Consider the following 12,703-nt stretch of genomic DNA (forward strand, 5'->3'; position numbering starts at 1 on the left):
ATAGGTTATTTTCGCTTAGAAGGGAGTATTTAACATGTTAATTTCGCTGAGTTCATCAACACTGTTAACTTTATTTTTTATGGCGCTTAGTGCTTCTTGGCTAAGTGGATTATTGTTTTTACATGCAAGGATACCTTTACGTTTTGTTCATATCCATATTGGTATCGCTGCTTTACCTTCATTGGTTTCTTTGCTCGCACTTGTTAATAACAATGGAGATAGAGTTGTGGGACCTTGGCATCTAGATACTTTAGCTTGGTTAATGGCTTTCTTTGTTCTTACAATTGGTTTAATCATTCAGCGTTTTTCTGTACGTTACTTAATGGGAGATCGCTCATATCGAAAATACTTTGTACTTTTTACATTTACTACAGGTGTATCTTCGGTTGCATGGTTAAGTGATGATCTTCGTTTCATGATTATTTGTTGGGGAGCAACGCTTATAGGATTGGTTCTACTCATAGGGCTAAATAAAGGGTGGAAAGTAGTTAGTGAAGCAACTAAAATCTCTGGCTATTTATTTACAATAAGTTGGATTGCGTTGCTATCAGCTATCATTTGGCTTTTTCAAGTAACTGGACAGTGGCAATTAACATCAGTTTTAACGAATGAAAATGTAGCGCTACATGGAACATTGGAGAGAACAGGAATTAACTTATTAATTATATTAGCGGTGATGATTCCAGCAGCACAATGGCCTTTTCAAAGATGGTTAATTGAGTCCGCTGTTGCTCCAACTCCTGTTTCTGCTATTATGCATGCGGGTTTAGTAAATGCTGGCGGTATCATGTTAACTAGATTTTCACCTCTTTTTCATGATGATATTGCACAAATAATTTTACTAATTTTCTCTAGTATTTCTGTCTTGATAGGTACAGGAATTAGTTTAGTCCAAGTTGATTATAAACGTCAGCTAGTAGGTTCAACTATTGCACAAATGGGATTTATGCTTATTCAATGTGCATTAGGCGCCTATTTAGCGGCTGTTATTCATTTAATTTTACATGGTTTGTTTAAAGCTACACTGTTTTTACAAGCTGGTTCTTCAGTGCAACGTTTTGGGGTAGTGAATCAGTCTAATGAAAAGATGTCCAATTTATGGATTAGAGTCGGGCGTGTTTTAGGATTATTTATAGCAATTACTTTCTGGTTTATGACTTCTGGAGAGGGGTATCAACTAGTTAGTGCGTTAATCTTAGGCTGGTCACTATACTTTTCATGGAAACAGCTTGTTGTTTTTGGAGAGGGAAGAATGGGACGAATTGCTGGCGTAATTGTTTTGATTGGATTTTCTCTCATTTACTTTACCGTTCATAATTCTCTTTATAAATGGTTGCATACTGATATTTATCAAAGTGTTCAACCTTCAGCTCCAGCCGTTATCTTTGTTATATGTATTTTACTATTTAGTAGTGTTACTAGTACTTTCGTTACTCGTCATCAATCTTCTACTTTATTCGCTGTACTTTATCTTTGGTTAGTTCGAGTAGGTGAGGCGAGAAGAAAATCAGTAGAAAGTCACCCAAGCTATCTGAAACATTATGTATCAAAGGGAGGTAATTCGTGATGAGCATATCGTCAATATTAAAGAAAGATACAAACATTGATATGCAAGAAAATAATATAAATGATTTAGTTGCATCTGCTAGCCGAGTTATTGCACCACTTTGGCCTATCTCTACGTTTGCAGCTCACCACCCTTGGATGGGACTTGAAAAGCAATCATTTGAACAAGTCGCAAATTGGCTAAAAGAAGCTCGTAATGTGGATATGTATCCTAGTACTTCCATGATTCATTCGGCAAAAGCGAAAGGTGAGATTGAGGAATCATTTTTACAAAGTAGTTTGTCTCGTTGGCTGGATTCACAATCTTTTCATATTCCGCGAGAGAAAGTAGAGCGATTTTGCCAAGCGGCTTTAAAGTTAGAAAAATTACCTTCTAGTCTATTATCATCGCCAGAATTAAATAAATTGGCAGAAGAAATGAGTTATATAAATACAGCAAATATGAAAGCCTCTGTTATGCAGCCAATAAGTTCGCTTATAGAGAATCAAAATAGTGAAAACCTATCTGATATTCTTAATTATCATATCATTAAATGGTGTAAATTATATCTTGATGACTCCGGATCAAGTTGGACGATGCCAAATCGAGAGAAAGGTTTTTATCGTGCATGGCAACACCTTATTACATTTGATCCAGCGCTCAGTAAAAATGAGCGTAAAGTTTTAAAAGATTGGCCACAAGATGCCGAAGTAGCTTTAGCGAGAGCGTTATTTGAACTAGGAATTTCTGAATCTAACATACAAGCTTATCTTGAAGGGCACTTACTTTCTTTACCTGGGTGGGCAGGAATGATACGATGGCGCTCACAACAATCAATTCAGGAACAGGGGCTTTTAATAGAATATTTAGCAGTTCGAATTTCTATGGAGCTGGCTATTGCAAAACCTTATTTATCTTTAAAAAATCAAAAGGTTGAGAAAAAAGTTTCGATCGTCCCACTTATAGCTTCTTGGATCTATTGGGGGAATATTTCAACACGGGAATGGTCACAAATGTCTGCAGCTGAACAAAGCGAATTGTTAGCATTTGCATATCGTTTTGATGAAAATATTCGCAGGAAACTTTGGCTGGAAGCTTGGGAACAAACGCATGCAGAGCAATTAAGAGAGAAGATTGCTTCTAAACAACGCGCAACCAATGATAAAAAGCGTGTATTAGCTCAATTAGCATTTTGTATTGATGTACGTTCAGAACCGTTTCGTCGCCACTTAGAAAAACTAGGTCCGTTTGAAACGTTTGGAATAGCTGGTTTCTTTGGGTTACCAATTGCGACTAGTGAACTAGGTAGTAATGACAGCCATCCTTCCTTGCCAGTTATACTGAAACCGAAGCATCAAATAAAAGAGCTTACAGATGAAAATGAATTTAAATCTTATGAGCAACGTAAGAGGGTAGGCAGTTCGGTGCGTTATACATTTAAAACGATGAAACAGAACGTACTGACAAGTATGGCGCTACCTGAGTTAAGTGGTCCTTTACTTGGTCTACAGATGGTGACAAGAAGCTTTGTCCCAAGAGGAGTTGGTGGTTTCATTCGTAAACTTCGTAAAACTATGTTACAAAAACCTGATACAACATTCTCGCTTAATCATGTTCATGACACAAAAGGTGAGATACCTATCGGTTTTACGAAAGAAGAAAAAGTGAACTATGTGCGTCAAGCTTTAAAAATGGTGGGACTGACAGAAAAATTTGCTCCTTTAGTTGTAATGTGCGGACATAGTAGTCAAAGTACGAACAACCCTTATGCTGCAGCACTTGAGTGTGGTGCTTGTGGCGGAGCAGCAGGAGGATTCAATGCAAGAGTTTTTGCGACTTTATGTAATCTTCCAGAAGTGAGAGAGGCGTTGTTTGCTGAAGGCATTAACATTCCTAAGGATACCATTTTTGCAGCAGCTGAACATAAAACAACAGTGGACGAATTGGAATGGATTTACGTCCCAGAACTTTCGAAAACTGCGCAAGAAGCGTTTGATTGTATCGAGACGATTATGCCAAATGTGAGCCAACATGCAAATAGAGAACGTTTAACGCAATTACCTAATTTTAAAACGAAAATAAAAAATCCGAGTAAAGAGGCACATCGATTTGCAGAAGATTGGAGTGAAATACGTCCAGAATGGGGATTAGCGCGTAATGCATCTTTTATTATCGGACAGCGTGAATTAACTCAAGATTGTGACTTAGAAGGCAGGGCTTTCCTTCATAATTATGATTGGAAACAGGATGAAAGTGGCGATATATTAGCTAACATTATTGCAGGACCAGGAACAGTTGCACAGTGGATAAATCTACAATATTACGCATCAACTGTAGCTCCTCATTATTATGGTAGTGGAAATAAAACAACCCAAACCGTAACGGCGGGTCTCGGTGTTATGCAAGGGAATGCTAGTGACCTGTTGCCAGGCTTACCTTGGCAATCGGTTATGCAGTCAGATAGTGAGACGTATCATTCACCACTTCGTTTACTAATTGTCATTCAAGCACCTATTGAATATATAGAACGTTTGTTAAATAATGATTTCACATTTCGAGAAAAAGTTCAAAATGGATGGGTTAGACTTGCAAGTGTTGATCCAGAGGGAAGCTGGAAAAACTGGTAACAATTATTATTGTTACTAGCTTAAAAGTTTCATAAATACAATAATGAAGAAGGAGTGCTCCATATGAATTCAAAGAATAAAAAAGTTTTATTATTAACAGACATTGAACACGGAATAGAGCCTAGTATCCAACAAGTAACTAACATTCAACAAGAAAACATGTTGACTATACACAGCTATGATTCTGTAATTGTACATCCTTATGGAGATATAATGAGATCTATTATTATTGCTATTTATCAAGAAAATGTTAAAGAAATTTTTGTTGTCGGAATAGAGGATAAAGAAACTTCTTCAGTTAATCTACAAACTCAACGTGATTTCATAAAAGATAATATAGAATTAGACTATCTCTTTAAAAATTGCATGCCTGAATTTTCAAGTGGTAGCCTTAATCAATGGCTGAGTGCACAAAAAAATGTTAGTGAAAATATTGAAAAGAGTATAGATATGATCCGTCATCATCCATTAGTACCTTCTGATATTGAAGTTCATGGTTTCATAATTGATAGAACGGGTGAAAAAGAAACGGTTGTTAAAGTTTTTGCTAATAAAGTACTGAAACAAATGCATTCTTATGTGTAAGTTATCGATAGATAAGCAACTTTTATTTGGACTTGTGTCCTTTACAAAGAGCAAAAGAAATCTTCTATAAATGGGGATCTTTTGCTCTTTTTGTTTGAATTTTTAATGTGTTTTATAGGAGATACCTAATATGTACATAATAAAAATATATAACTTTTTGCATAAAATTTTAAGGACGGATTAGCAGGTGATAATAAAGTTAATCGTAAAATAGAAGTGTATATTGTGATTGATCCCGCATTAACGGGCAGCCCTATTGGTGAGGGCTGATTAAAGTTTCACTTTATTTTAAGATTATTACTAAAAAGAATGGAGATTCTTTAATTATGAGAATAAAACAGTTAAAACCTAAAGTGATATGGAAAAAAAGAATGTTGCTAACTCTTTTTATTGTTTTCGGATTGATTATTGCGGGGGTTGTTTTTTGGAATGTTTCACCTATTCCGAAAGCGTTTCTCATAAAAAAAGCATTTGAAGGTGGAATGTTTGTTCAATCTAATAATTATAAAAACGCTCTAAAAGAGACACGAATTGTTAAAGATATCAATTATAATTCTAAATTTCCTGATGGTACATTAGACATTATTTATCCCAAAAATTTTATAGGGAAAACACCTGTTATTTTTTGGGTGCACGGGGGTGGATTTGTAGGTGGAGATAAATCAGACATTACTGGTTATGCAGTAGAATTAGCTGCTCGTGGTTATACAGTGATAAATATAAATTATGCTCTTGCTCCTAAAAGAAAGTATCCTACACCAGTACTACAACTTGGTGAGGCTTATGAATATATAAAAGCAAATGCAAAGAAATATAATGTAAAACTAGATGACCTATATTTTGCAGGAGATTCTGCGGGAGCGCAAATATCTGGACAATTTGTTACTATTCAAACATCTCCAGATTATGCGAAATTAACCGGGATTGACGCTGTTGTTGCTCCTTCTACAATTAAAGGTATATTGCTATTTTGCGGCCCGTATAATATGCCTGCATTAGCTAAAATGGAAACATCCAAAGAAGTGCAAGACTTTATGCGTACTACTGGCTGGGCTTACTTTGGGAAAAAGAAATTTGAAACATTACCTGAAATGGAAATCGCCTCTATTTATAAACACGTTACAAAAGATTACCCACCAACGTTCATCACAGATGGAAATACTGCATCATTTGAAGAGCAAGGTAAAGCATTAGCTTCTACTTTACAAAATAAAGGAGTACCTGTAGATACACTTTTCTTTGATAAAAATATCTCTGGCGAGTTAGCACATGAATTTCAATTTAAAATGAACACTCCAGCAGGTGAAGAAGCTTTTAACCAAGTTCTTAAATTTCTAAATGAAAATAAATAATATATATACTATTAACTTTTTATAAGCCTAGTTTAATACCATATAGGGGTGAACAAAATATTGCATTAATAATCTAATGGTAGCAAAAATAAATTTGATAAGAAGTATATAGTAAGAATGATTTGGAGATACAGATGGGGATATAACTATTTTATTTAGGACGGTGCACTTTAAATGGATTTACAGAAAGGGAAATTATATTGGAACACAACTTTTTCTAATACATCTTCTTATCCTCGCTTGGAAGAAGATATAAAATGTGACGTACTAATAATAGGAGCAGGAAGTTCAGGTGCTCAATCAGCATACTATTTGAGTGAATCAGATTTAAATATTGTTGTCGTTGATAAAAGAAAGGTAGGACACGGGAGTAACCTTACAAATACAGCACTTATTCAATATTTAGGTGACAAGATGTTTTTTGAACTTGTAAATACATTTGGAGAAGAGTATGCAGTTAAGCATATGAAATTATGTGAACAAGCTATTAATGATATTGAATATGCTGATCAAAACTTGCCTTATTGCTCTGATTTTAAACGACGTGACAGTTTATATTATGCAAGTTATGAAGAGGATATAAAGAAATTAGAAAAAGAACTGTATTATTTACATAAGCATGATTTTAAAGCGACTTGGCTATCAGAGGAACAAATTGGACAGAGATATCCATTTAAAAAACGTGCAGCTATTTATACGTATAATGATGGTGAAATAAATCCTTATAAATTTACACATAGTTTATTAGAACAAGCTGCTAATAAAGGAGTTCAAATTTATGAAGATACAGAGATTGTTGGCAAAAAGTTAGAGAAAGAATGTGCTATCTTTTATACAAAGGGGGGCAATTCTATTACTGCCAATAAAGTAATTGTGGCTGCAGGATATGAAGGGTTGGAATTTAAAAAGGAAAAGAACGCTACACTGATTAGCTCATATGCAGTTGTTACTAATCCTGTAGAAGATTTATCTTCTTGGTATAAACGTACTCTCATTTGGGAAACTGCGAGACCATATATTTATATGAGAACTACTGCAGATAACAGGATTATTATAGGTGGGTTAGATGAAGATACAAACATTGCTCAAGAAAGAGATTCAAAATTAATCCATAAAAAAGAGAAATTAGTAAATGAATTTAATAAGCTCTTTCCCAATATAACAGTTGAACCTGAATTTTATTTAAGTGCTTTTTATGGTGGTACTCATGATGGTTTACCTATAATTGGAATGTATGAAGAGTTTCCAAATTGTCACTTTATCTATGCGTATGGAGATAATGGATTAGTATATAGTATGGTGCTTTCTAAAATTGTTCGAGATATAATTATTAGCGGTTCAAGTCCGGATTTGAATTTATATTTACAAACTAGACCAAAACTAAATGAGTAAGCTACATGTATGCAAAATCATAGTAGTAACGAGTTTATTTAGGGTTCCATTGTAAAAAAACGCTATTTTAAATGTATTAGTTTAATGTGACTATTTGTTATGTTTATGAATGCTTAAATAAAGCATTTATAAACAATATTATTTGTTAAACCCATTCATCTTACTAATTTCTGTTATTTGTATAATCCATTCTTTTTTTAGGTAGGGTAGAGTTGCTTGGATATGATGATATTCCCATTCTTCCTCAATGGTAGGATAAAGGTTAAATAAGTATTTTTCTTCATCATTTGTTACACTTGCTTTAGGATTGCCAGTGAGTTTAAAATAAATGTCGCACCATCCGCTATAGTTTGTTAACATAAATAAAAAATTAGGACATGTGAATTCGATGAGGTATATTTCTTTCTCTAATTGAATATCTGATAGTAATTCCCTTGCAGTCTCAAAAGTAGGCTTCTTTTTGTAACCATTGCATGAATGCCATGCCCAAATGGGGAAATCTATAGTAAAGTCAATACCTTTCTGTTTCATGTGTCTTACAATGTATTTATATGCTGTGAAATCTTCTTTACTAACAAAAATAGGATTGGCTATAAGCTTACCTTCATTCAAAAGTGTATTTATAGCATTTTTGTTTTGAAAAGTCCATAGGATTGTTGAATCAATAAATGTATTTAAGTTTGATTGTTTATCAAATTGTTTTTTCATCTTTCGCTCCATTTTCTTTTTTATTTTGCAGAATTAAGAATAAATATGACTAATCGGATAATAAGAAATACCTATGCTAGATACAATTGTAAATGCTTATTTAAAGTAACAGCAAGGAATAACCTTTGTATATAGAGTGTACAATACATGCAAAACAGGATTAAAGAAGATTTTAAATATAATATGAAATAGTACAAAATAAGAATTTGATACATCTTTTATATATAAACTATTAATTGAAGTTTGTAATTACACATTATAGTTAGTATACTAACTATATAATTAGTGTACTAACTATATTGGAGGTTATATGAATAATTTAGGCTATTTATTACACAAGGTAAGTATAATGACGAAAACAGAATTATCAAATCAATTAAAAGAATATAAAATAACAGCTCAGCAATGGTCTGTGTTAAAGGATATATCTCTTTATCCAAATGGAACCACCCCGGCTATGATTGCTGAAAGGCTCTTAGCAGACCGTCCAACAGTAACCGGAATTATACAAAGATTATTGCAAAAAGAATGGATTCTTATAAAACATAATCCTAAAGATAAACGGTCACATTTAATATTTTTAACAGATGAAACTAAGGCATTAATACAGGAGATAGAAAATGTAAGCGATGAAGTTATAAAAAATGCTACAGCTAGTATTCCTAAAGAGGAAGTAGAAAATACAGTTCGAGTTTTGCAAAGTATGATTCAAAATTTACAAAAAAATAAAGGGTGATTAAAATGATTTTAGTAACAGGTGCTACAGGGAATGTAGGAAAAGAGGTTGTAAAATGCCTAATAAAAAGAAATGCTACTTTCAAAGTCACAACGCGCAGTAGAGAAACTGAAGGAGTGTATTTTGATTTTGAAAACCCCTCATCTGTAAAGGCGGCTTTAACAGGTGTTACTAAAGTCTTTCTAATAAGACCACCACATCTAGCTGATGCAAAAAAGTATTTCCAGCCTGTTGTAGATGCCGCAAAAGAAATAGGTATAAAACACATTGTATTTTTATCTTTATTAGGTGTAGAAAAAAATCCGATAGTACCTCATGCTAAAATTGAAGCTATGATAAAGGCTTCTGGGATCCCTTACACATTCCTAAGACCGAGTTTTTTTATGCAAAATTTATTATCACAACATGGTGATGAATTAAGAAATGAAAAAATAATTGAAGTACCTGCTGGTAAAGGGGAAACAAGTTTTATAGATGTACGGGATATTGGAGAAGTTGCAGCTAAAATATTAACCGAAGAGGGACATGAATTTAAAGCTTATTCTTTAACGGGAAATGAGGCATTAACATATTATGAAGTTGCTGCTATTATTTCAAAAATAATAAATAAAGATATTACTTATACAAATCCAAGTATATTTAAATTTAGAAAAAGAATGATTCAAAAGGGACTTAACAGTGACTTTATTTGGGTTATGATTGGAATATATACAACTGCAAAATTAGGGTTAGCTAAAAAAGTCACATCAGATTTATCGAATTTACTAGATAGAAGTCCAATAACTATGGAAACGTTTGTTTACGATTACAAAGAATTATTAATATAATAATGCAAAAGTAAAAAAGAGGATTATTCACATAAAGAATCTATTATGTTTTAAGAGTAAGAGGGGATAGCCATGCAAAACAAAATTATCGTTATGTTTCAAAAAGATTTTCGTTTATATGATAACCCAGCTCTATTTGAGGCTGTTCAGTCCGGGGAGGTTCTTCCGGTATATGTACAAGATGAAACTTTTTCAATAGGAAGTGCGGCAAAGTGGTGGTTACACCATGCTATAATAGATGTCCAAAAGCAACTTAAGGCATTGGGCTCTACTTTAATAATCCGCAAAGGAAATACACAGGAAGAAATACTTTCTCTCATAAAACAATTAGATATAACGGCTGTATATTGGAATAGTTGTTATGATCCAGACAGGTTAAAATCTAATCAAAAAATGAAAATGATATTAGAAGATAAAGGTATTATTTGTAAGGAATTTAATTCGCATTTATTATTAGAACCGTGGATTATAAAAAAGAAGGATAACACTGAATATAAGGTGTTTACGCCTTTTTACAATGCATTTCAAAAGCAGGTAATACCTAAACCTATTAACAGAGTGCAGAGTATAAAGTGGGGAAACTCTTTACCAGCAAGCTTATCTGTCTCAGAATTACACTTGTTGCCGACTATACCGTGGACATCTCATATGGAAGCAATATGGGAGCCTACAGAGGAAGGGGCATACAAAACATTTAAGAAATTTTTCTCTAGTAAATTAGCCTCTTATAGTGAAGGAAGAGATTTTCCAAATCAAAATGTCCATTCGATGTTGGCACCGTATCTTTCATTTGGACAAATATCAGTAAAGCTAATGTTTCATTACTTAATAAATAAAAGTACTGAAAGACAATCTAGTCTCTTTGAAAAACAAGTTAATAGCTTTATACGTCAATTAATTTGGCGAGAGTTTTCTTATTATTTACTATACCATTATCCATTTACAGTATATAAACCTCTTAATAAGAGCTTTGAACATTTTCCGTGGAATAAGGAAGAGGAGTTATTAAGAGTATGGCAGAAGGGTGAAACTGGTTATCCGTTTATTGATGCGGGAATGCGAGAACTATGGCAAACCGGTTTTATGCATAATCGGGCAAGAATGGCTGTAGCCTCTTTTCTTGTAAAGCATTTGTTAATTCCGTGGCAAGAAGGTGCAAAATGGTTTATGGATACACTACTAGATGCTGATATTGCAAATAATACAATGGGATGGCAATGGGTTGCTGGAAGTGGAGCAGATGCATCACCGTACTTTCGTATTTTTAATCCTATCACACAAGGAGAAAAGTTTGATAAAAATGGAGAGTATATAAGAAGATGGGTACCAGAATTAAGAGATATCCCAAACAAATATATACATAAACCTTGGGAAGCACCTGAGCATATTTTACAAAAATCCAATATAAAACTTGGGAATACATACCCTTATCCGATTGTTGATCATAAGGCAGCACGAGAGAGAGCCCTTTGTGCATATAAAAGTATGAAAGAATTTATATAAAATACACGAGTCAATATGAATTTGATATGTAAAAGTTATAATGTCTATTTGCGTATTAAAGTTGTATTCATTGAAAGAGTATACGAATCATATAGAGTTTCTAAAACCTTCTATTAAAAAGGAGAATGTTTATGAAAAAATCTAGTATTATAGTATTTTTACTAACATATGGTTTGTTTTATGTTTCTAGTGTTTTATTCCCTATTGATCGTACTTGGTATGATGCGTTAGAAAAGCCGTCTTGGACACCTCCTGGTATGACAATCGGAATGATATGGGCTGTATTATTTGGACTTATTGCATTATCAGTAGCAATTATTTACAACAACTATGGATTTAAGCCAAAAACATTTTGGTTTTTATTCCTTTTAAATTATATATTCAATCAAGCGTTCAGCTATTTTCAATTTAGCCAAAAGAATTTGTTTTTAGCAACAATAGATTGTTTACTAGTCGCTATTACTACGTTGCTTCTCATAGCGGTTTCTTCCAATTTATCTAAAGTATCGACATGGTTGCTAATTCCATATTTTTTATGGACTGCATTTGCTACATATTTATCTTGGACCATTTATAGTATAAATTAAAGGCGTAAATAAAAACTTGAGCATAATAAAAATGCTCGAGTTTTTATGTGTGTTAATGATAATCCGAAATATGGAATATATACATCTTATGGAGGTCATCTTTGTGAAGAAATGGATAAAAATTACGCTGTACTCTTTACTAGCTATTTTAATTATAGGAAGTATTACTTTTTTGACTTGGTCTCAGTTTACTTATAAACCGACGCAAGAGGCTTTGTCGTTAGTAGATGATAAAAAAGATGAAGATAATATCGTTTTTGGAGCGAAAGATGCGAAAGTAGGGGTTATTTTTTATCAAGGAGCTAAAGTAGAAGCTGAGGCTTATAGTTACTTAGGAGAAGCTCTTGCAAAAGATGGGCACTTTGTAGTAATGCCTCAGTTACCATTAAATTTAGCGATACTTGGAATAAATGAGGTAGACAGTGTAATTGAAAAGTATCCGGAAGTTCAAAAATGGTATGTTGCAGGGCATTCAATGGGAGGAGCTATGATTTCTAAGTATGCCTTTCAACATGAAGACAAGGTAGACGGAATCATTTTCTTAGGTTCGTATCCTGCAGATGACTTCTCTACGAAATCGATTCCGATGTTATCAATTTATGGGGAAGTAGATGCTTTAGCAACTGTAGAAAAAATAGAAAACAATAAAAAGTTCATGTCCAAAAATACAACTATGCACATGATAAAAGGGGGCAATCATGCTCATTTTGGTATGTATGGTGAGCAAAAAGGTGATAATGCGAGTTTAATTACGCCAAAAGCACAACGAGATGAAACAGTAAAAGTAATTGAGCAATGGTTATTGGAACAATGATAACGAATTTAATAAATCTACCGAAA

The 12,703-nt window shown here is 33.4% G+C and carries 11 protein-coding genes; 10 read left to right on the forward strand and 1 reads right to left on the reverse strand.

Annotated elements, in window-relative coordinates; all coding sequences use genetic code 11:
• Positions 1 to 34 precede the first annotated feature (34 nt).
• The 5 genes from B9A45_RS13780 to B9A45_RS13800 all read left to right on the forward strand — a co-directional run bounded on the left by B9A45_RS13780 (position 35) and on the right by B9A45_RS13800 (position 7,502).
• A complete protein-coding gene (locus tag B9A45_RS13780; protein ID WP_000908921.1) occupies positions 35 to 1,567 on the forward strand; it encodes an NADH dehydrogenase subunit 5 in 1,533 nt (510 codons plus the stop codon).
• Positions 1,567 to 4,173, forward strand: coding sequence for a DUF2309 domain-containing protein (locus B9A45_RS13785; protein ID WP_000028356.1), 2,607 nt, complete (start codon positions 1,567 to 1,569; stop codon positions 4,171 to 4,173). Before B9A45_RS13780 ends, B9A45_RS13785 begins: the two co-directional genes overlap by 1 nt.
• A 63-nt stretch (positions 4,174 to 4,236) precedes the next feature.
• Positions 4,237 to 4,758 (forward strand): carbonic anhydrase, encoded by a 522-nt coding sequence (locus B9A45_RS13790; RefSeq protein WP_001086248.1) that lies wholly within the window; start codon positions 4,237 to 4,239, stop codon positions 4,756 to 4,758.
• A 326-nt stretch (positions 4,759 to 5,084) separates the two neighbouring features.
• Entirely contained in the window at positions 5,085 to 6,110 is a 1,026-nt protein-coding gene (locus B9A45_RS13795) for an alpha/beta hydrolase (protein WP_001220683.1), read from the forward strand.
• Positions 6,111 to 6,284: 174 nt separating this feature from the next.
• Positions 6,285 to 7,502 (forward strand): NAD(P)/FAD-dependent oxidoreductase, encoded by a 1,218-nt coding sequence (locus B9A45_RS13800; RefSeq protein WP_000365648.1) that lies wholly within the window; start codon positions 6,285 to 6,287, stop codon positions 7,500 to 7,502.
• A gap of 138 nt (positions 7,503 to 7,640) precedes the next feature.
• On the opposite strand, the gene B9A45_RS13805 is transcribed toward B9A45_RS13800, so the two are convergent.
• Complete coding sequence (locus B9A45_RS13805) at positions 7,641 to 8,210, reverse strand: DUF3841 domain-containing protein (RefSeq protein WP_000743850.1); 570 nt, start codon at positions 8,208 to 8,210, stop codon at positions 7,641 to 7,643.
• A 310-nt stretch (positions 8,211 to 8,520) separates the two neighbouring features.
• Here B9A45_RS13805 and B9A45_RS13810 point away from each other — a divergent pair, with 310 nt between their 5' ends.
• From B9A45_RS13810 to B9A45_RS13830, 5 genes are all read left to right on the forward strand, one after another.
• Entirely contained in the window at positions 8,521 to 8,946 is a 426-nt protein-coding gene (locus B9A45_RS13810; RefSeq protein ID WP_001061039.1) for a MarR family winged helix-turn-helix transcriptional regulator, read from the forward strand.
• 5 nt (positions 8,947 to 8,951) lie between these two features.
• On the forward strand, positions 8,952 to 9,773 hold the full coding sequence (locus B9A45_RS13815; protein WP_000604773.1) for an SDR family oxidoreductase: 822 nt from the start codon (positions 8,952 to 8,954) through the stop codon (positions 9,771 to 9,773).
• 72 nt (positions 9,774 to 9,845) lie between these two features.
• The gene (locus B9A45_RS13820) at positions 9,846 to 11,276 is read left to right on the forward strand and encodes a cryptochrome/photolyase family protein (protein ID WP_001179979.1); all 1,431 of its coding nucleotides are present in this window, start codon (positions 9,846 to 9,848) and stop codon (positions 11,274 to 11,276) included.
• 131 nt (positions 11,277 to 11,407) lie between these two features.
• Positions 11,408 to 11,863 carry a TspO/MBR family protein gene (locus B9A45_RS13825; protein WP_000749742.1) on the forward strand — a complete coding sequence of 152 codons (456 nt, stop codon included), beginning with the start codon at positions 11,408 to 11,410 and terminating at the stop codon, positions 11,861 to 11,863.
• A gap of 103 nt (positions 11,864 to 11,966) precedes the next feature.
• Positions 11,967 to 12,677: an alpha/beta hydrolase gene (locus B9A45_RS13830; RefSeq protein ID WP_000758827.1), complete on the forward strand. Its 711-nt coding sequence runs from the start codon at positions 11,967 to 11,969 to the stop codon at positions 12,675 to 12,677.
• Positions 12,678 to 12,703: the final 26 nt, after the last annotated feature.

It is taken from the genome of Bacillus sp. JKS001846, assembly GCF_900176455.1.
Lineage (GTDB): Bacteria > Bacillota > Bacilli > Bacillales > Bacillaceae_G > Bacillus_A > Bacillus_A cereus.